At 52.7% G+C, this 23767-nt stretch carries 18 protein-coding genes, 3 tRNA genes and 3 rRNA genes; 6 read left to right on the top strand and 18 right to left on the bottom strand.

Going from position 1 to position 23767, the window contains the following annotated elements; all coding sequences use genetic code 11:
- The first annotated feature begins 81 nt into the window (after positions 1-81).
- On the top strand, positions 82-363 hold the full coding sequence (gene ppiC, locus G8S19_RS22110; protein WP_003017999.1) for a peptidylprolyl isomerase PpiC: 282 nt from the start codon (positions 82-84) through the stop codon (positions 361-363).
- 93 nt (positions 364-456) lie between these two features.
- Here ppiC and ilvC read toward each other — a convergent pair whose 3' ends face one another.
- Positions 457-1932, bottom strand: coding sequence for a ketol-acid reductoisomerase (gene ilvC, locus G8S19_RS22115; protein ID WP_048214056.1), 1476 nt, complete (start codon positions 1930-1932; stop codon positions 457-459).
- A gap of 156 nt (positions 1933-2088) precedes the next feature.
- On the opposite strand from ilvC, the gene ilvY reads away from it, so the two are divergent.
- Entirely contained in the window at positions 2089-2979 is an 891-nt protein-coding gene (gene ilvY / locus G8S19_RS22120; RefSeq protein WP_048214055.1) for an HTH-type transcriptional activator IlvY, read from the top strand.
- Between the two features lie 86 nt (positions 2980-3065).
- Here the strand turns inward: ilvY and ilvA are convergent, their stop codons facing one another.
- The 7 genes from ilvA to ilvL form a co-directional block, all read right to left on the bottom strand.
- Positions 3066-4610: a threonine ammonia-lyase, biosynthetic gene (gene ilvA, locus G8S19_RS22125; protein ID WP_061068785.1), complete on the bottom strand. Its 1545-nt coding sequence runs from the start codon at positions 4608-4610 to the stop codon at positions 3066-3068.
- Between the two features lie 5 nt (positions 4611-4615).
- Positions 4616-6466, bottom strand: coding sequence for a dihydroxy-acid dehydratase (gene ilvD, locus G8S19_RS22130; protein WP_003844609.1), 1851 nt, complete (start codon positions 6464-6466; stop codon positions 4616-4618).
- A 60-nt stretch (positions 6467-6526) separates the two neighbouring features.
- On the bottom strand, positions 6527-7456 hold the full coding sequence (locus G8S19_RS22135) for a branched-chain amino acid transaminase (RefSeq protein ID WP_003018014.1): 930 nt from the start codon (positions 7454-7456) through the stop codon (positions 6527-6529).
- Positions 7457-7473: 17 nt separating this feature from the next.
- Positions 7474-7737, bottom strand: coding sequence for an acetolactate synthase 2 small subunit (gene ilvM, locus G8S19_RS22140; RefSeq protein ID WP_003018017.1), 264 nt, complete (start codon positions 7735-7737; stop codon positions 7474-7476).
- Positions 7734-9380: an acetolactate synthase 2 catalytic subunit gene (ilvG, locus tag G8S19_RS22145; protein ID WP_253685885.1), complete on the bottom strand. Its 1647-nt coding sequence runs from the start codon at positions 9378-9380 to the stop codon at positions 7734-7736. Before ilvG ends, ilvM begins: the two co-directional genes overlap by 4 nt.
- Positions 9381-9382: 2 nt before the next feature.
- Positions 9383-9433, bottom strand: a complete 51-nt coding sequence (gene ilvX, locus G8S19_RS22150; protein ID WP_197724107.1) for a peptide IlvX — start codon at positions 9431-9433, stop codon at positions 9383-9385.
- Between the two features lie 86 nt (positions 9434-9519).
- The gene (ilvL, locus tag G8S19_RS22155; protein ID WP_001311244.1) at positions 9520-9618 is read right to left on the bottom strand and encodes an ilv operon leader peptide; all 99 of its coding nucleotides are present in this window, start codon (positions 9616-9618) and stop codon (positions 9520-9522) included.
- 352 nt (positions 9619-9970) lie between these two features.
- On the opposite strand from ilvL, the gene G8S19_RS22160 reads away from it, so the two are divergent.
- Positions 9971-11491 (top strand): YifB family Mg chelatase-like AAA ATPase, encoded by a 1521-nt coding sequence (locus G8S19_RS22160; protein WP_124022126.1) that lies wholly within the window; start codon positions 9971-9973, stop codon positions 11489-11491.
- Positions 11492-11516: 25 nt separating this feature from the next.
- Here the strand turns inward: G8S19_RS22160 and maoP are convergent, their stop codons facing one another.
- Positions 11517-11855 carry a macrodomain Ori organization protein MaoP gene (maoP, locus tag G8S19_RS22165; RefSeq protein ID WP_003018025.1) on the bottom strand — a complete coding sequence of 113 codons (339 nt, stop codon included), beginning with the start codon at positions 11853-11855 and terminating at the stop codon, positions 11517-11519.
- 106 nt (positions 11856-11961) lie between these two features.
- Between maoP and hdfR the strand changes: the two genes are divergently transcribed.
- On the top strand, positions 11962-12807 hold the full coding sequence (gene hdfR, locus G8S19_RS22170) for an HTH-type transcriptional regulator HdfR (RefSeq protein WP_101743119.1): 846 nt from the start codon (positions 11962-11964) through the stop codon (positions 12805-12807).
- 103 nt (positions 12808-12910) lie between these two features.
- Here the strand turns inward: hdfR and G8S19_RS22175 are convergent.
- The 6 genes from G8S19_RS22175 to G8S19_RS22200 form a co-directional block, all read right to left on the bottom strand.
- A tRNA-Trp gene (locus G8S19_RS22175) sits at positions 12911-12986 on the bottom strand.
- A gap of 52 nt (positions 12987-13038) precedes the next feature.
- A tRNA-Asp gene (locus tag G8S19_RS22180) sits at positions 13039-13115 on the bottom strand.
- A 55-nt stretch (positions 13116-13170) separates the two neighbouring features.
- A 5S ribosomal RNA gene (rrf, locus tag G8S19_RS22185) occupies positions 13171-13286 on the bottom strand.
- 97 nt (positions 13287-13383) lie between these two features.
- A 23S ribosomal RNA gene (locus G8S19_RS22190) occupies positions 13384-16290 on the bottom strand.
- 219 nt (positions 16291-16509) lie between these two features.
- Positions 16510-16585, bottom strand: a tRNA-Glu gene (locus G8S19_RS22195).
- A gap of 85 nt (positions 16586-16670) precedes the next feature.
- A 16S ribosomal RNA gene (locus G8S19_RS22200) occupies positions 16671-18212 on the bottom strand.
- The 16S, 23S and 5S rRNA genes sit together here with 3 tRNA genes alongside, the layout of an rRNA operon.
- Before the next feature lie 478 nt (positions 18213-18690).
- Between G8S19_RS22200 and G8S19_RS22205 the strand changes: the two genes are divergently transcribed.
- Positions 18691-19395 (top strand): FadR/GntR family transcriptional regulator, encoded by a 705-nt coding sequence (locus G8S19_RS22205; protein WP_048213796.1) that lies wholly within the window; start codon positions 18691-18693, stop codon positions 19393-19395.
- A gap of 3 nt (positions 19396-19398) precedes the next feature.
- Entirely contained in the window at positions 19399-20826 is a 1428-nt protein-coding gene (mdtD, locus tag G8S19_RS22210) for a multidrug transporter subunit MdtD (RefSeq protein ID WP_101742140.1), read from the top strand.
- Here the strand turns inward: mdtD and rbsR are convergent.
- The 3 genes from rbsR to rbsB all read right to left on the bottom strand — a co-directional run bounded on the left by rbsR (position 20792) and on the right by rbsB (position 23749).
- Positions 20792-21784 (bottom strand): ribose operon transcriptional repressor RbsR, encoded by a 993-nt coding sequence (gene rbsR, locus G8S19_RS22215; protein WP_101742139.1) that lies wholly within the window; start codon positions 21782-21784, stop codon positions 20792-20794. The two genes, mdtD and rbsR, sit on opposite strands and share 35 nt — an antisense overlap.
- 3 nt (positions 21785-21787) lie before the next feature.
- Positions 21788-22717 carry a ribokinase gene (gene rbsK / locus G8S19_RS22220; RefSeq protein ID WP_115601252.1) on the bottom strand — a complete coding sequence of 310 codons (930 nt, stop codon included), beginning with the start codon at positions 22715-22717 and terminating at the stop codon, positions 21788-21790.
- 141 nt (positions 22718-22858) lie between these two features.
- On the bottom strand, positions 22859-23749 hold the full coding sequence (gene rbsB / locus G8S19_RS22225) for a ribose ABC transporter substrate-binding protein RbsB (RefSeq protein WP_003023760.1): 891 nt from the start codon (positions 23747-23749) through the stop codon (positions 22859-22861).
- Between the last annotated feature and the right edge of the window lie 18 nt (positions 23750-23767).

The raw sequence follows: 23767 nt of genomic DNA on the forward strand, positions 1-23767 counted from the left end.
GATCACTCAATGAAAGTCAGGAGGGGAAATTTAGAGCATGGTAGTATAGCCAGCCTCAACCACCCCACTCAAGGCACGATCATGGCAAAAACAGCAGCAGCAGTGCATATCCTTGTTAAAGAAGAGAAACTGGCTTTGGATCTTCTGGAACAAATTAAAAACGGTGCCGACTTTGGCAAGCTGGCGAAGAAACACTCAATCTGCCCATCAGGCAAACGCGGCGGTGATTTAGGCGAATTCCGCCAGGGCCAGATGGTCCCGGCGTTCGATAAAGTCGTCTTCTCTTGCCCGGTGCTGGAGCCAACTGGCCCGCTGCACACGCAGTTCGGTTACCACATCATTAAAGTGCTGTACCGTAACTAATAAAAAAGCCGGGTGGCGGCTGTCGCCTTACCCGGCCTACATTCTTGGCTAAATTGTAGGTCGGGTAAGCGCTAGCACCACCCGACAATCTATTTAACCCGCTACCGCAATACGCTTCATATCCGTCATATAACCACGCAGTTTCTTACCAACCTGCTCGATAGCGTGGCCGCGAATCGCTTCGTTCACATCACGCAGCTGCGCGTTATCTACCGCACCCTCAGCAATCGCTTTGCCCAGATCGCCGGTCTGCAGAGTGGTCATGAACTCTTTCAGCAGCGGTACGCAAGCGTAAGAGAACAGGTAGTTACCGTATTCTGCGGTATCGGAGATAACCACGTTCATTTCGTACAGACGCTTACGCGCGATGGTGTTCGCGATCAGCGGCAGTTCGTGCAGTGATTCGTAGTAAGCAGACTCTTCGATGATGCCAGAATCAACCATGGTTTCGAACGCCAGCTCAACGCCCGCTTTCACCATCGCAATCATCAGAACGCCTTTATCGAAGTACTCCTGCTCGCCGATTTTGCCTTCAAACTGCGGGGCGGTTTCGAACGCGGTTTTGCCGGTCTCTTCACGCCAGGTCAGCAGTTTCTTATCGTCGTTGGCCCAGTCAGCCATCATGCCGGAGGAGAATTCACCGGAGATGATGTCGTCCATGTGTTTCTGGAACAGCGGTGCCATGATCTCTTTCAGCTGTTCGGACAGCGCATAAGCGCGCAGTTTTGCCGGGTTAGACAGACGGTCCATCATCAGCGTGATACCGCCCTGCTTCAGCGCTTCGGTGATGGTTTCCCAGCCGAACTGAATCAGTTTTTCCGCATAAGCCGGGTCAGTACCTTCTTCCACCAGCTTGTCGAAGCACAGCAGAGAGCCCGCCTGCAGCATACCGCACAGAATAGTCTGCTCGCCCATCAGGTCAGATTTCACTTCTGCAACAAAGGAGGATTCCAGTACGCCAGCACGGTGACCGCCGGTTGCCGCAGCCCAGGCTTTAGCGATCGCCATGCCTTCGCCTTTCGGGTCGTTTTCCGGGTGGACGGCGATCAGCGTCGGTACGCCGAAACCACGTTTGTACTCTTCACGCACTTCGGTACCCGGGCACTTCGGTGCCACCATCACAACGGTGATGTCTTTACGGATCTGCTCGCCCACTTCGACGATATTGAAACCGTGGGAGTAACCCAGCGCCGCGCCGTCTTTCATCAGCGGCTGTACGGAACGCACAACGTCGGAGTGCTGTTTGTCTGGCGTCAGGTTAACCACCAGGTCAGCCTGCGGGATCAGTTCTTCGTAGGTACCTACTTTGAAGCCGTTTTCGGTCGCTTTACGCCACGAAGCACGTTTCTCAGCGATCGCTTCTTTGCGCAGTGCGTAGGAAATATCCAGACCGGAGTCACGCATGTTCAGGCCCTGGTTCAGACCCTGAGCGCCACAGCCGACGATGACCACTTTTTTACCCTGAAGGTAGCTTGCGCCGTCGGCGAATTCTTCGCGGCCCATGAAGCGACATTTGCCCAGCTGAGCCAGCTGCTGACGCAGATTCAGTGTATTAAAGTAGTTAGCCATGATGGTGTACTCCGTGATGTTGTGTTGTGGTGCTTATTATTCGGTTCGCTTTTGCGAGAATGAACCCACTATATGACAGGAAATTTATTGCGGAAATTGATATATTCACAACGTCACATTGCAATATCTGCAACGTCAAAATAAAGAGGTTCGCCGGTGGATTTACGCGATCTGAAAATGTTCCTGCATCTGGCGGAAAGCCGCCATTTTGGCCGCAGCGCGCGGGCGATGCACGTCAGCCCCTCCACGCTCTCCCGGCAAATTCAGCGTCTTGAAGAAGACCTCGGCCAGCCGCTGTTTGTCCGCGATAACCGCACGGTGACGCTCACCGAAGCCGGTGAGGAGCTGCGCGTGTTTGCCCAGCAGACGCTGCTGCAGTATCAGCAATTACGCCATACCATTGATCAACAAGGACCGTCGTTGTCCGGTGAACTGCATATCTTCTGCTCAGTGACTGCCGCCTACAGCCATTTACCACCGATCCTCGACCGCTTCCGCGCCGAGCATCCGTCGGTGGAAATCAAGCTCACCACCGGTGACGCGGCTGATGCAATGGAAAAAGTCGTCACCGGCGAGGCCGATCTGGCAATTGCCGGTAAGCCCGAGACACTGCCCGGCGCGGTGGCCTTTTCCATGCTGGAGAATCTGGCTGTGGTATTGATAGCGCCAGCACTGCCCTGCCCGGTGCGCAACCAGATTTCGGTGGATGAGCCAGACTGGTCAACGGTGCCGTTTATCATGGCCGACCAGGGGCCGGTGCGCCGCCGCATTGAGCTGTGGTTCCGGCGCAATAAAATCAGCAACCCGTCGATTTACGCCACCGTGGGCGGCCACGAGGCGATGGTGTCGATGGTGGCGCTGGGCTGCGGCGTAGCATTGTTGCCAGAAGTGGTGCTGGAGAATAGCCCGGAGCCGGTACGTAACCGCGTGATGATTCTGGAACGTAGCGACGAAAAAACACCGTTCGAGCTGGGCGTATGCGCACAAAAAAAGCGGCTGCATGAGCCGCTTATTGATGCTTTCTGGAAGATATTGCCAAATCACTAGCCGCCGAACGGCGGCGCAAGCACCTTAACCGGCAGAGAGTCAGGGCGCAGGCCAGACAGGCGCAGTGCCGTCAGGCTCCCCAAACATTACCCCGCGAGAAAAAAACGAAACGCGGGGTTATGTGTTTCATCATGACAGTCATAGCCCAGTTCGTTCAGCCGCGTTTCGAAATCAGGTTCATGCTCACCCAACTCAAACGCCGCCAGTACACGGCCGTAGTCAGTTCCATGACTGCGATAGTGGAACAATGAAATATTCCAGTGCGTCCCCAGTGTATGCAGAAACTTCAGCAGCGCCCCCGGCGATTCCGGGAATTCGAAGCTGAACAGCCGTTCCTGCAAGGGTTTCGACGGACGTCCACCGACCATATAGCGCACGTGCAGCTTCGCCATTTCGTCGTCAGACAGATCCACCACACTGTAGCCGCCGTCACTAAGCAACTGGAGGATTTCTTTACGTTCTTCCAGACCACGGCTCAGGCGTACGCCGACAAAAATGCAGGCATCTTTGGCATCAGCAAAACGGTAGTTAAACTCAGTAACCGAGCGCCCACCCAGCAGTTGGCAGAATTTCAGGAAGCTGCCCTTCTCTTCCGGGATGGTCACCGCCAGCAATGCTTCACGTTGCTCCCCCAACTCGCAGCGTTCAGACACGTAGCGCAGGCCGTGGAAGTTAACGTTAGCTCCGGAAAGCACATGCGCCAGCCGCTCACCGCGAATATTGTGCTGGGCGATGTATTTTTTCATTCCCGCCAGCGCCAGCGCGCCCGATGGCTCAGCCACGGCTCGCACATCTTCAAACAGGTCTTTCATCGCTGCGCAAATAGCATCGCTATCAACGGTGATAATGTCGTCGAGGTATTCCTGGCACAGACGGAAGGTTTCATCACCAATGCGTTTGACCGCCACGCCTTCAGCAAAGAGACCGACGCGCGGGAGATCAACCGGATGACCGGCATCCAGCGCCGCTTTAAGGCAGGCGGAATCTTCAGCTTCAACGGCGATCACTTTGATCTGCGGCATCAGCTGTTTGATCAACACCGCCACGCCCGCCGCCAGACCGCCGCCGCCCACCGGGACAAAAACACGGTCGAGGTGAGCATCCTGCTGCAGTAACTCCAGCGCCAGCGTACCCTGCCCGGCAATCACCATCGGATGATCGAACGGCGGAACCCAGGTAAAACCCTGCTGCTGCGATAGCTCAATCGCTTTGGCTTTGGCTTCATCAAAATTCGCGCCATGCAGCAGCACTTCTCCGCCGAAGCCACGCACGGCATCAACTTTGATATCGGCGGTGGCCGTTGGCATGACAATCAGTGCCTTCACGCCTAGTCGTGCAGAAGAGAACGCGACGCCCTGGGCATGATTACCCGCCGATGCGGTGATGACCCCATGCGCTTTTTGCTCTTCGGTCAGGCCCGCCATCATGGCGTAGGCTCCGCGCAGCTTGAAGCTATGAACGGGTTGACGGTCTTCGCGCTTGACCAGAATTACGTTATCGAGGCGCGAAGAGAGCTTGTCCATTTTTTGTAGCGGCGTTACCTGCGCCGCTTCGTAGACCGGCGCACGCAATACCGCTCTGAGATACTCGGCGCCCTCAGGAGCACCAGATAGAGGTTGTGAATCCGCCATGGTCATTATCCCCCGAGTTTCGACTTATCGCGCACCGCGCCTTTGTCGGCGCTGGTTGCCAGACTGGCGTAGGCGCGCAGCGCAAAGGAGACCTGACGCTGACGATCTTTAGGCGTCCAGGCTTTGTCACCGCGTGCTTCCTGTGCTTCGCGGCGTGCCGCGATTTCCGCATCGCTCAACTGCAGTTGAATACCACGATTCGGGATATCGATAGCAATCATGTCGCCATCTTCGATAATCGCGATATTACCGCCGCTGGCCGCTTCCGGGGAAACGTGGCCGATAGACAGGCCGGATGTGCCGCCGGAGAAACGGCCATCTGTTATCAGCGCACAGGCCTTGCCGAGCCCCATCGATTTCAGGAAGGTGGTTGGGTAGAGCATTTCCTGCATACCTGGCCCGCCTTTCGGCCCTTCGTAGCGAATCACCACCACGTCGCCCGCCACCACTTTGCCGCCAAGGATCGCCTCAACCGCGTCATCCTGGCTTTCGTACACTTTCGCCGGGCCGGTAAATTTCAGGATGCTGTCATCCACACCTGCGGTTTTCACAATACAGCCGTTTTCCGCGAAGTTACCGTACAGGACTGCCAGACCGCCATCTTTGCTGTAAGCATGTTCCAGAGAACGGATACAGCCTTCGGCGCGATCGTCATCCAGCGTGTCCCAGCGGCAGTCCTGCGAGAACGCCTGAGTGGTACGGATGCCCGCCGGGCCAGCGCGGAACATCTTTTTCACCGCGTCATCTTTGGTCAGCATCACGTCATACCGATCGAGCGTTTGCGGCAGCGTCAGCCCCAGCACGTTTTTCACGTCGCGGTTCAGCAGTCCGGCACGATCCAGTTCGCCTAAAATACCCAATACGCCGCCTGCGCGGTGCACATCTTCCATATGGTATTTCTGCGTGCTCGGCGCCACTTTACACAGCTGTGGGACTTTGCGGGACAGCTTGTCGATATCACTCATTGTGAAGTCGATTTCCGCTTCCTGCGCCGCCGCCAGCAGGTGCAGAACGGTGTTGGTGGAGCCGCCCATGGCGATATCCAGCGTCATGGCATTCTCAAACGCCGCCTTGCTGGCAATGTTGCGCGGCAGCGCAGAAGCATCATCCTGCTCATAGTAGCGTTTAGTCAGCTCAACGATGCGTTTACCCGCGTTAAGGAACAGCGTTTTACGGTCGGCGTGAGTCGCCAGCAGCGAACCGTTACCCGGCTGCGATAAACCCAGCGCTTCGGTCAGACAGTTCATCGAGTTTGCGGTGAACATCCCGGAGCATGAGCCGCAGGTCGGGCAGGCGGAACGCTCAACCTGTTCGCTTTGTGAGTCAGAGACTTTCGGGTCCGCGCCCTGAATCATTGCATCAACCAGATCGAGCTTGATGATTTGGTCAGAGAGCTTGGTTTTCCCGGCTTCCATCGGGCCACCAGAAACAAAGATCACCGGAATGTTCAGACGCAGGGAGGCCATTAACATCCCCGGGGTGATTTTGTCGCAGTTGGAGATGCAGACCATCGCATCGGCGCAGTGGGCGTTAACCATGTACTCAACGGAGTCAGCGATCAGCTCGCGTGACGGCAGTGAATACAGCATGCCCCCGTGGCCCATGGCGATACCATCATCCACAGCAATGGTGTTGAACTCTTTCGCTACGCCGCCAGAGGCTTCGATTTGTTCGGCAACCAGCTTACCGAGATCGCGCAGATGGACATGGCCCGGCACAAACTGGGTAAAGGAGTTCACCACAGCGATAATCGGTTTACCGAAGTCATCATCGGTCATCCCGGTGGCGCGCCACAGTGCGCGGGCACCCGCCATATTACGGCCGTGGGTGGTGGTAGCAGAACGATACTTAGGCATGCTTGATTAACTCCCGTCTGTCTAATAATTGGGACGGTGCGTGCCGTCCCAAATTTATGTTTATTGATTAACCTGATCTAACCAGCCGTATTTATCTTCCGTTTCACCGGTGAAGAGGCCAAAGAAGGCCTGCTGGATGCGTTTGGTGACAGGGCCGCAGCGGCCTTCGCCCACCTGAATACCATCGACGCTGCGTACGGGCGTGATTTCGGCCGCAGTACCGGACATAAACACTTCGTCGGCCAGGTACAGCGATTCACGGGACAGCACCTGCTCACGCACTTCGATATCGAGATCTTTCGCCAGCTTAATGATTGCGTCACGGGTGATACCTGGCAGCGCGGAGGAGGTAAACGGCGGGGTAAACAGAATGCCGTCTTTTACTTCAAACAGGTTTTCACCCGCGCCTTCAGAGATGTAACCATTCACATCCAGCGCAATACCTTCCTGGTAACCATGACGACGCGCTTCGCTACCCACCAGCAGCGAAGACAGATAGTTACCACCAGCCTTAGCAGCGGTAGGGATAGTGTTTGGCGCAACGCGGTTCCAGGAAGAAACCATCGCATCGATCCCCTGTTCCAGCGCTTCAGCACCGAGGTAAGCCCCCCACGGGAACGCGGCGATAATCACGTCGGTGGTGTAACCCGCTGGCGGGTTAACGCCCATCCCCACGTCGCCAACAAACACCAGCGGACGGATATAGGCGCTGGTCAGATTGTTTTTACGAATCACCTCACGGCAAGCTTCCATCAGCTCATCAACGCTCTGAGAAACCGGAAAACGATAGATCTTGGCTGAATCACGCAGACGCTGCATATGTTCGCGATGACGGAACACCACCGGCCCTTTGTGAGAATCGTAGCAACGGATGCCTTCAAATACAGAAGTACCGTAGTGCAGCGCGTGGGACATCACGTGAACCTTCGCGTCTTCCCAACGAATCATCTCGCCATTAGACCAAATGTAATCAGCTTTTTTCGTCGTCATTTTTCTTCCTTTTGCGCTCAGGCGCGGATTTGTTGTGATGTGGTTGTGCTCTGGCAGATGGCAACATGTGCAACGTCCACCAGTTTACTTAACTGACTAAACAGTAAGTCGACCGACCGGGGGCTGGCAACGGTCAATTCGATATTTATATTCTGCGCATCGCTGGCGGCTTCCATATTCATGGAGCACACCTGAAAACCACGATGGCGTACCACGCGTAAAACACGTTCTAACGTTTCCGGATTGAAACGAGCCTCAACGGCGACCTGATGTTGCATCATGATAATTTCTCCAGCATTTCTGAGTTACTGGCACCTGGCGGTACCAGAGGCCAGACATTCTCAAGTTCGTCGATTGAGACATGAAGCAGGTATGACCCCTCGCTGTTCAGCATGGTGTCGAGTGCCGCTTCAACCTGGTCTTTACGGGTGATGTGCTGACCAGGTATGCCGAAGGCGCTGGCCAACATGAGGAAATCGGGGTTATCGGTAAGGGTGGTTTCGCTATAACGTTCCAGGAAAAACAACTGCTGCCATTGTCGCACCATGCCTAACCGCTGGTTGTCGAGTAAAACTATCTTCAGCGGCAACTGCTTGCGTTTTACGGTGCCGAGTTCCTGTACATTCATCATGAAGGAACCGTCACCGGAGATACAGATTACCGTATCGTTCGGGCGAGCAACCTGTGCGCCAACCGCGGCAGGTAAACCAAAGCCCATCGTACCCAAGCCGCTCGAGGTGATGAAATTTTCCGGGCGGGTATAGGTCATATGCTGTGCAGACCACATCTGATGCTGGCCAACATCCGTCGTAACAACGCTATCCGCTGGTTTACGGTCCGACAGTTGTTTTAACAACAACGGTGCATAGATGGCCTCACCCGGATGGTCGTAGCGCCAGGTATGCTCTGCTCGCAGTTCTGCACTGTGCTGACGCCATTCGTCAATCTTCAACGTCTGCTGTAATGCCGGCAGCAGCGAATTTAAATCGCCCTGCAGGGCCACATGCGCCTGGCGCAGTTTGTTCATTTCTGCCGGGTCGATATCCATGTGGATCACGCTGGCGTTCGGTGCGAAAGTATTCAGCTTACCAGTCACCCGGTCATCAAAACGCGCGCCAACTGCAATCAGTAAATCACACTCTTGCACCGCGAAATTTGCCGCTTTAGTCCCGTGCATTCCCAACATGCCCAAATAGTAGGGGTAGTCAGCATCTACTGCGCCCAGACCTTTCAGCGTGCAAGCGACAGGCATTTGAGTAAGCGCAATAAACTCACGCAGGGCCGGAACCGCCTGTGCCATACCTACGCCGCCACCAACGTACAGAATGGGTTTCTGCGCCTGCGCCAGCATGTTACGCGCCTGCTCAACGTCAGCATGCGGAAAAGCCTCAACGTTTTCGACGGTCGTAAAATACGGCTCCAGCGTACCGCTGGCTAATTGGATATCTTTCGGGATATCCACCAGAACCGGACCCGGGCGACCGGAATTCGCCACGGCGAAGGCCTCAGCCATGATGCGCGGCAGCTCTTCCAGTGACTGCACCAGGAAGCTGTGTTTGGTGCAGGACAGCGACATACCAAGCACGTCCACTTCCTGGAACGCATCCGTTCCGATGAAAGGTGATGCCACCTGGCCGGTGATCGCGACCACTGGAACAGAATCTAACAACGCATCGGCAAGTCCGGTGATCAGGTTGGTAGCACCAGGACCGGAAGTGGCGATACAAACACCGGTTTTACCCGTTGCACGGGCATAACCAATCGCCGCCATCGCCGCACCCTGCTCGTGTCGGCACAACAGGTGCTCTACGCCGCCGTCATACAATGCATCGTAAACCGGCATAATTGCGCCACCGGGATAACCAAAGACGGTTTGAACCCCTTGTGCACGCAACGCATGTACCACCCACTGTGCCCCATTCATAGTTACATCCCCGTCGTAAATCTTGAGAAACAGAATTTTATGCTGTCGTTCACTTTCTGCTCCTCGTTTAAGTTTTTAAGGTCAAAAAAAACCCCCGGACCTTTCGGTGCGGGGGTCTTAGTTCGTTAAGGCTTGTTTTCTAAGCCTTTCCTCGTCCAAGTGCAGCCCCGCACGGTGGGATAATAATCACCACCACGCTAATCACGACCAGGCTAATCACTCGTAGAAGGGCTGTCATTTTTGTATTTTCTTGCATCTTGTTCGAAGGAATACCTAAAGAGTTACCATAGAATTTGCGAATAGCACAAGATATTTTTGTTTTCATTTTTCTGACGCCGTTAACGGTTTAGATAAATATCGTTGTTTTTTATACAAAAAATATAAAATGAAAATATTTCACGTTTCAGCGCATCAGCACCACCTGCGATCTCTTTCCTCGGCACACTTATACGCATTTGCGAGCGAGATTCCAGACATGGGGCAAGCAATTCCTGATTACACAAAAACACAGGAATAAGCGTCTAAAAACATCAATTATGCAGAATCTTGCTGATATCTATTGCGACATAATATTCCCATCAGGAGGGGTTATGTCACTATCGATTGTTCACACACGCGCCGCCCTCGGCGTGAATGCACCAGCCATTACCATCGAGGTACATATTAGTAATGGCCTGCCTGGTTTAACCATGGTGGGGTTACCTGAAACGACAGTGAAAGAGGCTCGCGATCGGGTACGCAGTGCAATTATTAATAGCGGGTATGAATTCCCGGCCAGGAAGATAACCATCAACCTGGCTCCGGCTGACCTCCCCAAAGAAGGGGGGCGATATGATTTACCTATCGCTGTTGCGCTTCTGGTCGCTTCTGAGCAGCTTACACCCCATAATCTCGATACCTATGAGCTGGTAGGCGAATTAGCGCTTACAGGCGCTTTACGCGGCGTTCCAGGCGCTATATCAAGCGCAACCGAAGCGATTCGTGCAGGCCGGCGAATCATTGTCGCTAAAGAGAATGCCGCAGAGGTTGGTCTAATACACGGCGAAGGGTGCCTGATTGCCGATCACCTGCAGGCGGTATGCGCATTCCTGGAAGGAAAGCATGATTTAGACAAACCGCAATCTGCAGACTTTACCGCCGAACCTTCACCAGAGGATCTCAGCGATGTTATCGGTCAGGAACAGGGTAAACGAGGGCTGGAGATCACCGCCGCTGGTGGTCACAACCTCCTGTTTATCGGCCCGCCTGGTACGGGCAAGACCATGCTGGCCAGCCGTCTCAGAGGACTGCTTCCTCCACTTAGCAACGATGAGGCGCTGGAAAGTGCAGCGATCCTCAGTCTGGTTAATTCCGATACGATACAAAAACAGTGGAAGCAACGCCCTTTTCGTTCTCCCCATCATAGTGCTTCATTAACCGCAATGGTCGGTGGAGGCTCTATTCCTGCGCCAGGCGAGATCTCCCTGGCACATAACGGTATATTATTTCTGGATGAATTACCTGAGTTTGAGCGACGCACGCTGGATGCACTGCGCGAACCCATTGAGTCCGGGCAGATACATCTATCCCGTACCAGAGCAAAAATAACCTATCCCGCGCGCTTTCAACTCATTGCTGCAATGAATCCAAGCCCGACAGGCCATTATCAGGGGAATCATAACCGCTGTACCCCAGAACAGACTCTGCGCTACCTCAATCGATTATCAGGTCCATTTCTTGACCGCTTTGACCTCTCCCTCGAAATTCCCTTACCGCCACCCGGCATACTCAGCCAGAGCGTAGTGAAAGGTGAAGATAGCGCAACGGTGAAGCAACGCGTCATCGCCGCACGAGAGCGTCAGTATCGGCGGCAAAATAAGTTAAATGCGTATCTGGACAGCCAGGATATCCATAAATACTGTGTACTGCGCAGCGATGATGCGCACTGGCTTGAGGACACGTTAGCTCGTCTTGGATTGTCCATCCGCGCCTGGCTACGCCTGATAAAAGTCGCACGTACCATTGCAGATATTGAACAGTGCGACCATATCACCCGCCAGCACTTGCAGGAGGCCGTTGCTTATCGGGCGATAGACAGGTTATTAATTCACCTGCAGAAATTACTGACATAAAAAAAGGGCTTACGCCCTTTTTTTATTAATCATCAGATTCGGTGTAGTCTTCTGCACCTTCCACCTGAGGTTTCCCACCAGACAGCGTGTGGAAGCGTTTTGGACGCTTAATGCGCGTCATGTATTTAGACCACACGCGTTCAGCTTCGGTAACTGGCTCACGTTCACCACGGCATACCGCAACAAACAATTTTTCTTCTTCTGTTACTGGCTCACGTTTACCCAGATCCAGCTCGTTGAAGGCATAGCCATGACGCTCAAGCAGCTGTGCCTCTTTAATGGTGAAATCACCATGACGGGAGAATCCACGGGGGTAATATTTATTGTCGAAATATCGATTAGTCGTCGTAAAGCTTTCCGCCATCCTGCACGCTCCTAATTCTTTGGCCGAGCTATTTATGGCGCGGAGTATTAGTTACGCTTGACAGAGCGTCAAACAAAAGATTTAAATCATCACGACAAATAATTTTATGGAGCGCGTTGTGGATACGGAATTGTTAAAAACTTTCCTGGAAGTTAGCCGGACACGCCACTTTGGTCGGGCAGCTGAAGCGCTCTACCTGACCCAGTCAGCGGTGAGTTTTCGGATCAGACAACTGGAAAATCAACTGGGTGTGAACCTGTTCACCCGACACAGAAACAATATTCGTTTGACCGCTGCAGGTGAAAAATTATTGCCTTACGCTGAAACGCTGATGAATACATGGCAAGCAGCACGTAAGGAGGTCGCGAATACCTCACGGCACAACGAGTTTTCGATCGGTGCCAGTGCATCCCTTTGGGAATGCATGCTCAATGACTGGTTGCGGCGTTTATACCAATCTCAGGAGCCACAATCCAGCCTGCAGTTTGAAGCGAGGATCGCTCAGCGCCAGTCGCTAGTAAAGCAGCTCCATGAACGACAGCTGGATCTGTTAATTACGACCGAAACCCCAAAAATGGACGAATTTAGCAGCCAACTGTTGGGATATTTCACGCTGGCGCTCTATTGTAGCTCTCCATCGCAAACCAAAGATGAACTGAATTACCTACGCCTGGAATGGGGACCGGATTTTCAGCAGCACGAAGCGGGATTGATTGCTGGAGATGAAGTGCCGGTACTTACCACCAGTTCTGCAGAACTGGCAAGACAGCAACTTTCTGTAATTAAAGGGTTTAGTTGGCTTCCCGTCAGTTGGGCCAGAACCAAAAGCGATCTTCATACAGTTACTGACAGTGCGACTCTTTCACGTCCGTTATATGCGGTTTGGCTGCAAAATAGCGACAAACATGCACTTATTCGCGATCTGCTGAAAACAAATATTTTGGAAGATTAATGAAAACGCTGGCAAGGATGCCGGGAAAAAATGAACTGGAAGATCCAGAATATGATGTTCAGGTAAAAAAAAAATCCTTAGCAAGGATGCTAAGGATTGTTTCTGGCAGGGGCGGAGAGACTCGAACTCGCGACACCCGGTTTTGGAGACCGGTGCTCTACCAACTGAGCTACGCCCCTAAATTTTCTTATCATTAAGCCTGCTACTAAGCAGGCTTAATTTTCTAATAAGTGGCGGAACGGACGGGACTCGAACCCGCGACCCCCTGCGTGACAGGCAGGTATTCTAACCAACTGAACTACCGCTCCACCGAATTTCTTTGTCACTACCCGGATTATTCATCCCGGTTTACTGCAATTTGATGCCTGGCAGTTCCCTACTCTCGCATGGGGAGACCCCACACTACCATCGGCGCTACGGCGTTTCACTTCTGAGTTCGGCATGGGGTCAGGTGGGACCACCGCGCTACAGCCGCCAGGCAAATTCTGTTTATCAGACCGCTTCTGCGTTCTGATGTCATCTGTAATCAAGCTGAATCTGATGTCTGTCTCTTCGCCAAAACATCTTCGGCGTTGTAAGGTTAAGCCTCACGGTTCATTAGTATCGGTTAGCTCAATGTATCGCTACACTTACACACCCGACCTATCAACGTCATCGTCTTTAACGTTCCTTCAGGAGACTTATAGTCTCAGGGAGAACTCATCTCGGGGCAAGTTTCGTGCTTAGATGCTTTCAGCACTTATCTCTTCCGCATTTAGCTACCGGGCAATGCCATTGGCATGACAACCCGAACACCAGTGATGCGTCCACTCCGGTCCTCTCGTACTAGGAGCAGCCCCCCTCAATTCTCCAGCGCCCACGGCAGATAGGGACCGAACTGTCTCACGACGTTCTAAACCCAGCTCGCGTACCACTTTAAATGGCGAACAGCCATACCCTTGGGACCTACTTCAGCCCCAGGATGTGATGAGCCGACATCGAGGTGCCAAACACCGCCGTCGATATGAACTCTTGGGCGGTATCAGCCTGTTATCCCCGGAGTACCTTTTATCCGTTGAGCGATGGCCCTTCCATTCAGAACCACCGGATCACTAAGACCTGCTTTCGCACCTGCTCGAGCCGTCACTCTCGCAGTCAAGCTAGCTTATGCCTTTGCACTAACCTCCTGATGTCCGACCAGGATTAGCTAACCTTCGTGCTCCTCCGTTACTCTTTAGGAGGAGACCGCCCCAGTCAAACTACCCACCAGACACTGTCCGCAACCCGGATTACGGGTCCACGTTAGAACACCAGCCATTAAAGGGTGGTATTTCAAGGTTGGCTCCATGCAGACTGGCGTCCACACTTCAAAGCCTCCCACCTATCCTACACATCAAGGACCAGTGTTCAGTGTCAAGCTATAGTAAAGGTTCACGGGGTCTTTCCGTCTTGCCGCGGGTACACTGCATCTTCACAGCGAGTTCAATTTCACTGAGTCTCGGGTGGAGACAGCCTGGCCATCATTACGCCATTCGTGCAGGTCGGAACTTACCCGACAAGGAATTTCGCTACCTTAGGACCGTTATAGTTACGGCCGCCGTTTACCGGGGCTTCGATCAAGAGCTTCTCCTTACGGATAACCCCATCAATTAACCTTCCGGCACCGGGCAGGCGTCACACCGTATACGTCCACTTTCGTGTTTGCACAGTGCTGTGTTTTTAATAAACAGTTGCAGCCAGCTGGTATCTTCGACTGATTTCAGCTCCATGAGTAAATCACTTCACCTACATATCAGCGTGCCTTCTCCCGAAGTTACGGCACCATTTTGCCTAGTTCCTTCACCCGAGTTCTCTCAAGCGCCTTGGTATTCTCTACCTGACCACCTGTGTCGGTTTGGGGTACGATTTCGTGTTACCTGATGCTTAGAGGCTTTTCCTGGAAGCAGGGCATTTGTTACTTCAGCACCGTAGTGCCTCGTCATCACACCTCAGCGTTAAAAAGGTACCGGATTTACCTGGAACCTCCGCCTACATGCTTAAACCGGGACAACCGTCGCCCGGCTAACATAGCCTTCTCCGTCCCCCCTTCGCAGTAACACCAAGTACAGGAATATTAACCTGTTTCCCATCGACTACGCCTTTCGGCCTCGCCTTAGGGGTCGACTCACCCTGCCCCGATTAACGTTGGACAGGAACCCTTGGTCTTCCGGCGTGCGGGTTTTTCACCCGCATTATCGTTACTTATGTCAGCATTCGCACTTCTGATACCTCCAGCATGCCTCACGACACACCTTCAACGGCTTACAGAACGCTCCCCTACCCAACAACACATAGTGTCGCTGCCGCAGCTTCGGTGCACAGTTTAGCCCCGTTACATCTTCCGCGCAGGCCGACTCGACCAGTGAGCTATTACGCTTTCTTTAAATGATGGCTGCTTCTAAGCCAACATCCTGGCTGTCTGTGCCTTCCCACATCGTTTCCCACTTAACTGTGACTTTGGGACCTTAGCTGGCGGTCTGGGTTGTTTCCCTCTTCACGACGGACGTTAGCACCCGCCGTGTGTCTCCCGTGATAACATTCTTCGGTATTCGCAGTTTGCATCGGGTTGGTAAGTCGGGATGACCCCCTAGCCGAAACAGTGCTCTACCCCCGAAGATGAGTTCACGAGGCGCTACCTAAATAGCTTTCGGGGAGAACCAGCTATCTCCCGGTTTGATTGGCCTTTCACCCCCAGCCACAAGTCATCCGCTAATTTTTCAACATTAGTCGGTTCGGTCCTCCAGTTAGTGTTACCCAACCTTCAACCTGCCCATGGCTAGATCACCGGGTTTCGGGTCTATACCCTGCAACTTAACGCCCAGTTAAGACTCGGTTTCCCTTCGGCTCCCCTATTCGGTTAACCTTGCTACAGAATATAAGTCGCTGACCCATTATACAAAAGGTACGCAGTCACCCCATAAAGAGGCTCCCACTGCTTGTACGTACACGGTTTCAGGTTCTTTTTCACTCCCCTCGCCGGGGTTCTTTTCGCCTTTCCCTCACGGTACTGGTTCACTATCGGTCAGTCAGGAGTATTTAGCCTTGGAGGATGGTCCCCCCATATTCAGACAGGATACCACGTGTCCCGCCCTACTCTTCGAGTTCACAACCTGTGCATTTTGGTGTACGGGACTATCACCCTGTACCGTCGGACTTTCCAGACCGTTCCACTAACACACAAGCTGATTCAGACTCTGGGCTGCTCCCCGTTCGCTCGCCGCTACTGGGGGAATCTCGGTTGATTTCTTTTCCTCGGGGTACTTAGATGTTTCAGTTCCCCCGGTTCGCTTCATTACGCTATGTATTCACGTAATGATAGTGTGTCGAAACACACTGGGTTTCCCCATTCGGAAATCGCCGGTTATAACGGTTCATATCACCTTACCGACGCTTATCGCAGATTAGCACGTCCTTCATCGCCTCTGACTGCCAGGGCATCCACCGTGTACGCTTAGTCGCTTAACCTCACAACCCGAAGATGTTTCGTAAAACACCACCGTGTTGCGAAAATTTGAGAGACTCGAACACACCATTTTTCATTTCTTATTACGGAGAAATGAAACAGTGTGTCGTTTCAATTTTCAGCTTGATCCAGATTTTTAAAGAGCAAATATCTCAAACGTCACCCGAAGGTAAGTTTTGAGATATTAGGGCCGGCGACTTTCACTCACACAAACCAGCAAGTGGCGTCCCCTAGGGGATTCGAACCCCTGTTACCGCCGTGAAAGGGCGGTGTCCTGGGCCTCTAGACGAAGGGGACGTGTCAGTCTCAATCGCAAGACGCCTTGCTATTTACTTTTCATCAGACAATCTGTGTGAGCACTACAAAGAACGTTTCTTTAAGGTAAGGAGGTGATCCAACCGCAGGTTCCCCTACGGTTACCTTGTTACGACTTCACCCCAGTCATGAATCACAAAGTGGTAAGCGCCCTCCCGAAGGTTAAGCTACCTACTTCTTTTGCAACCCACTCCCATGGTGTGACGGGCGGTGTGTACAAGGCCCGGGAACGTATTCACCGTGGCATTCTGATCCACGATTACTAGCGATTCCGACTTCATGGAGTCGAGTTGCAGACTCCAATCCGGACTACGACGCACTTTATGAGGTCCGCTTGCTCTCGCGAGGTCGCTTCTCTTTGTATGCGCCATTGTAGCACGTGTGTAGCCCTACTCGTAAGGGCCATGATGACTTGACGTCATCCCCACCTTCCTCCAGTTTATCACTGGCAGTCTCCTTTGAGTTCCCGACCGAATCGCTGGCAACAAAGGATAAGGGTTGCGCTCGTTGCGGGACTTAACCCAACATTTCACAACACGAGCTGACGACAGCCATGCAGCACCTGTCTCAGAGTTCCCGAAGGCACCAAGGCATCTCTGCCAAGTTCTCTGGATGTCAAGAGTAGGTAAGGTTCTTCGCGTTGCATCGAATTAAACCACATGCTCCACCGCTTGTGCGGGCCCCCGTCAATTCATTTGAGTTTTAACCTTGCGGCCGTACTCCCCAGGCGGTCGACTTAACGCGTTAGCTCCGGAAGCCACGCCTCAAGGGCACAACCTCCAAGTCGACATCGTTTACGGCGTGGACTACCAGGGTATCTAATCCTGTTTGCTCCCCACGCTTTCGCACCTGAGCGTCAGTCTTTGTCCAGGGGGCCGCCTTCGCCACCGGTATTCCTCCAGATCTCTACGCATTTCACCGCTACACCTGGAATTCTACCCCCCTCTACAAGACTCTAGCCTGCCAGTTTCGGATGCAGTTCCCAGGTTGAGCCCGGGGATTTCACATCCGACTTGACAGACCGCCTGCGTGCGCTTTACGCCCAGTAATTCCGATTAACGCTTGCACCCTCCGTATTACCGCGGCTGCTGGCACGGAGTTAGCCGGTGCTTCTTCTGCGAGTAACGTCAATTGCTGAGGTTATTAACCTCAACACCTTCCTCCTCGCTGAAAGTACTTTACAACCCGAAGGCCTTCTTCATACACGCGGCATGGCTGCATCAGGCTTGCGCCCATTGTGCAATATTCCCCACTGCTGCCTCCCGTAGGAGTCTGGACCGTGTCTCAGTTCCAGTGTGGCTGGTCATCCTCTCAGACCAGCTAGGGATCGTCGCCTAGGTGAGCCGTTACCCCACCTACTAGCTAATCCCATCTGGGCACATCCGATGGCAAGAGGCCCGAAGGTCCCCCTCTTTGGTCTTGCGACATTATGCGGTATTAGCTACCGTTTCCAGTAGTTATCCCCCTCCATCGGGCAGTTTCCCAGACATTACTCACCCGTCCGCCACTCGTCACCCAAGGAGCAAGCTCCTCTGTGCTACCGTTCGACTTGCATGTGTTAGGCCTGCCGCCAGCGTTCAATCTGAGCCATGATCAAACTCTTCAATTTAAGTTTGATGCTCGTGAATTAAACTTCGTAATGAATTACGTATGTTCACTCAGAGACTTGGTATTCATTTTTCGTCTTGCGACGTTAAGAATCCGTATCTTCGAGTGCCCACACAGATTGTCTGATAAATTGTTAAAGAGCAGTGCCGCTTCGCTTTTTCTCAGCGGCGCGGGGTGTGCATATTACGCCATCCCGCTACGAAGTCAAGCATTTAATTTCGCCTTCTTCGCCGGAGTTCTCAGTGGAACCCCGCTGACCCGGCGGCTTGCGTGCCGTTGTTCCGTGTCAGTGGAGGCGCATTATAGGGAGTTATTTCAGGCTGACAAGGGGAAATTTAAAATAACTTTCCGAATGCGTATTTTTTCACCAAAACCACCATTAACATGCCATAAAATAAGCAATTTGCCGTTTTTGCAGCCGCAATCACACTCCCTGATGGCATACTAATGAATAAGAAAAAGCGTAAGGAAGAACATTCATGCCTTTAAATGCCCAACAGATAGCTGCCCAAAAGAATCTTTCCTATGTTCTGGCAGAAAAACTGGCTCAGAGAATATTAAAAGGTGAATACGCACCCGGCGCTATCCTGCCAGGTGAAATTGAGCTGGGCGATCAGTTTGGCGTAAGCCGAACTGCGGTAAGAGAGGCAGTTAAGACATTAACGGCTAAAGGTATGGTATTACCGCGCCCACGTATTGGTACACGCGTTATGCCGCAGGCAAACTGGAACTTCCTCGATCAGGAGCTGCTCACCTGGTGGATGACGGAAGATAATTTTCCACAGGTCATTAAACACTTTCTGGTGATGCGTATTAGCCTGGAGCCTCAAGCCTGTTCACTGGCGGCGACGATTGGTACGGCAGAGCAGAAAGCCCATCTCAATACATTAATGGAAGAGATGGTCGAGCTGAAAAGAAACTTCAGACGCGAACGTTGGATTGAAGTTGATATTGCCTGGCATGAGCACATTTATGAAATGAGCGCGAATCCATTCCTGATATCCTTCGCATCATTGTTCCATTCCGTTTATCAGACCTACTTTACGTCGATTACCTATAACGATGTGGTCAAGCTGGATTTGCACCAGGCCATTGTCGATGCAATAGAAGATAGCGATGGCGAACGCGCTTTTGCCGCCTGTCAGGCATTGCTGATAGCACCGAACGAGCTCCCGGATAAATAATCTATGTCAGAAAAGAAATCGCGCAGTATGGCTGGATTGCCATGGATAGCCGCCATGGCCTTTTTTATGCAGGCATTAGATGCCACTATCCTCAACACGGCCTTACCCGCAATAGCACATAGTCTTAACCGCTCCCCGCTTGCTATGCAATCAGCCATTATCAGCTATACCCTGACAGTCGCTATGCTGATCCCGGTGAGTGGATGGTTGGCTGACAGATTCGGGACCCGGCGTGTATTTATGATTGCCGTTAGCCTGTTTACGTTGGGATCGTTGGCTTGTGCACTTTCCAGCTCATTAAGTGAACTGGTGGTTTTCCGCGTGATACAGGGTATCGGTGGCGCAATGATGATGCCTGTTGCCCGTCTGGCATTATTGCGTGCTTACCCGCGCAGCGAACTGCTCCCCGTACTTAATTTCGTGACCATGCCCGGTCTTGTTGGACCGATTTTAGGTCCGGTACTGGGTGGCGTGCTGGTAACGTGGGCCAGTTGGCACTGGATCTTCCTGATTAATATTCCCATCGGCATAGCCGGTATCTTCTATGCCCGCAAATATATGCCGAACTTCACCACACCACGCCGCGGCTTCGATATGACCGGTTTCTTTCTCTTTGGTCTAAGCCTGGTACTGTTTTCCAGCGGTGTTGAGCTGTTTGGCGAGAAACTTGTTGCCAGTTGGGTCGCACTTGGCATTATTCTCGCCAGCATTGTGCTACTGCTCGCCTACATTCGTCATGCGCGTCTCCATCCGACACCATTGATTGCGCTTCCTATTTTTAAAACGCGAACCTTTTCTGTTGGCATCGCCGGAAACCTTGCTACTCGCCTGGGAACGGGATGCGTACCTTTCTTAATGCCACTGATGCTGCAGGTAGGCTTTGGATACCCGGCACTCATTGCCGGTTGCATGATGGCTCCGACAGCGCTGGGCTCAATTCTGGCGAAATCGATGGTGACGCAGGTACTGCGCCGACTCGGCTACCGGACCACGCTGGTCGGTATTACAGTGTTTATCGGCCTGATGATTGCACAGTTCTCTTTGCAGTCTCCCGCCATGCCGGTCTGGATGCTAATTCTGCCACTGTTCATTTTAGGTATGGCGATGTCCACCCAGTTTACCTCAATGAATACCATTACTCTGGCCGATTTAACTGATGAGAATGCCAGCAGCGGAAACAGTGTTTTAGCCGTTACGCAGCAGCTGTCTATTAGTTTAGGGGTTGCCATTAGTGCCGCGGTTCTGCGTATCTACGAAGGTATGGAAGGAACCAATACGGTTGAACAGTTCCACTATACCTTTATTACAATGGGCGCGATCACCGTCGTATCGGCGCTGATGTTTATGCTGTTAAGAGCCAAAGATGGGCGCAATCTGATCAAAGATCGACATAAGCCTAAACCGACCCCCGCTCCATCAGAACAGGAGTAAGCTGCAAGCGCTGTTGCTGCAATTCGGGCTGTGCCATACGGTGGATTAACACATCAATGGCCAGTTCACCCAACTCATCTTTCGGTTGGTGAATAGTTGTCAGCGGCGGCGTCATATAGCGCGCCAGTTCTATATCATCATAACCGACTACCGCTATATCCTGTGGGATACGCAATCCAGACTGATATAAAGCCTGATATGCTCCAACCGCCATCGCGTCATTGCCGGTAAAAACAGCCTGTGGGCGGTCTTTATGCGACAACAGCGTTTGCATAGCTTCAAACCCACCGCCAAACTCGAAGTCACCGGTGATCTCGTAACCATCCGGGATAGCCAGCCCTGCACGCTTCATTGCCGCGCGATACCCTTCCAGGCGCAGACGCGCCGGTGTTTTATCCAGAGGGCCCGTGATGCAGGCAATGCGCGTAAACCCTTTTTCGATCAGATGTTGAGTGGCTAAATCCCCACCTAACAGGGAGTTATCCTGAATCAGATCGCTTTCACCATCAAAAGGCGACCAGTCCATCATCACGGTCGGTATAGAAGGGTAACGCTGCATGATTTCTCTGGAAGGCTGATGTGTTTCCGTGCAGAGCAGCAGCAAGCCGTCTACCCGCTTTTGCATCAACGTTTCCAGATTACGGTTCATACGCTGCTCGTCACCTTCGGTGTTGCACAGCACCAGGCTGTAACCGCGCTCAAAGCAGCTACGTTCAACACCACGAACCAGCTCAGAGTAAAAGGGATTAGTACTGGCTGTAATTAACATGCCAATAGTGCGGGTCTGATTCAGTTTGAGACTACGCGCCAACGCGGAAGGCGCATAGTTAAGCTCTTTGATTGCCGCATCAACTTTGTCAGTGATCGCCTCACTGACAAAGCGATCTTTATTAATGACGTGAGAAACCGTCGACGTGGAAACACCCGCCAGGCGGGCAACGTCCTTCATTGTAGCCAAGCGTTACCTCTGTTGACTTAAAAACGCTTCGATTTCTTCACGCCATGGAACGGAAGGCTGTGCACCTTTACGTGTGACCGCAATCGCTGCGGCAGCATGTGCAAAACGGATGGCTTCCGATAGCGGAGTCTCTTCCAGTAACGCTGTGATTAACGCACCGTTAAAGGTATCTCCGGCAGCGATAGTATCAACCGCGTCAACTTTAAAACCCGGTACTCGCTGACCTTCACCGTTTACACTGGCCCACACACCGCGACTCCCTAAGGTAATCAGTACAGTATGGATCCCTTTCGCGTGCAATGCCTGCGCCGCTTTAGCTGCATCTTCATCGTTTTCTACCCGGATCCCCGTCAGCTTTTCAGCCTCGGTTTCATTCGGGGTAATAATATCCACCAGCGCCAGCAGCTCGTCGGATAGTTCACGTGCCGGAGCTGGGTTAAGGGCGACCAGAGTCTTATTCTGATGCGCAATCTTTGCCGCAGCCTGTACGCTTTCGATCGGTGATTCTAATTGCATCAGTAACGCAGACGCCTGAGCAATACGGTCACGCTGTGCTTCTACCAACGCCGGAGAAAGAGCAGCATTCGCGCCGGCATGAATACCGATAACGTTCTCACCTTCGGCATTCACAAAAATCAGTGCCACACCGGTCGATTCACCCGAAATAACGCTAATCGGGGCAATATCAATATTATCGCGAGCTAACTGTTTACGAACACTTTCGCCAATATCGTCATCACCCGTACAGGCAATGAACGCGATATTCGCGCCACTACGCCCTGCAGCAACCGCCTGATTCGCGCCTTTACCGCCAAACGCCACCTGATATTGACTACCGGTTACGGTTTCACCCGGTGTCGGGAAAGAGTTAAGGTTGAGGATGTGATCGGCATTAATGCTGCCAAGAACAACGAGGTTGCCTGCGGTTTTCATGTTAGGTATTCCAAGTCAAAGTGCGCCACCGGGTTAGGGTGGCGCGTGCCCTGCTTTTCTTTTTACGCTTTCATCCTCAGAACAAGCTCCAGGGATGGCGTATTTATGTCTCCATCAGGTCGCGAGCGGCCTGAATCGGTATTACTGCTTGATAACCAGCTTCAGGTCAACCGGATATTTAGCCTGAACCTTCTCGCCTTTCAGGACTTTATCCGCAGTCTCAACGCCTTTCGCGCCGATCTGATCCGGCAGCTGAGCAATGGTCGCAGCCAGTTTGCCATCATTTACTGCTTTTTCGCCATCTGGAGTGCCGTCAAATCCAACCACCATCACATCAGATTTACCCGCCGTTTGCAGCGCACGCAGCGCACCCAGCGCCATTTCATCGTTCTGGGCAAATACGGCCTGCACGTCAGGATGCGCGGTCAGCAGGTTCTGCATAACGTTCAGACCTTTAGTGCGGTCGAAGTCTGCCGGCTGGCTGGCCAGTACGTTAAATTTGTGTGCCGCAACGGCCTGCTGGAAACCTTCGCCACGCTCACGCGCCGCAGACGTTCCGGCAATGCCCTGCAGTTCGATAACTTTCGCGCCTTCACCGGCTTTTTTCGCGATGTAATCACCCGCAATTTTTCCGCCCAGCACGTTATCAGACGCAATATGGCTTACCACTTCACCTTTAGACGCTACGCGGTCAAGGGTGATAACCGGAATCTTCGCCTGGTTAGCCATCTTCACGGCGTTACCCACGGCATCGGAGTCAGTTGGGTTGATCAGCAGGATTTTAGTCCCGCGAACCGTTAAGTCCTGAACGTTAGCCAGCTCTTTCGCCGGGTTGTTCTGCGAGTCCAGAATCACCAGGTTGTAACCCAGCTTATCTGCCTCTTTTTGCGCCCCATCCTTCAGGGAGACAAAGAACGGGTTATTAAGCGTGGAGACCACCAGCGCAATGGTATCTTTCGCCATCGCATTCGCGCTCACGGTGGCGCTCAGCGCAACAGCAGAAACCAGGGTAGCCAGTTTTTTCATGTTCATATTTAAGATGTCCTGTAA

The sequence above is a fragment of the Citrobacter sp. SX206 genome (assembly GCF_024181025.1).
Taxonomy (GTDB): domain Bacteria; phylum Pseudomonadota; class Gammaproteobacteria; order Enterobacterales; family Enterobacteriaceae; genus Citrobacter; species Citrobacter youngae.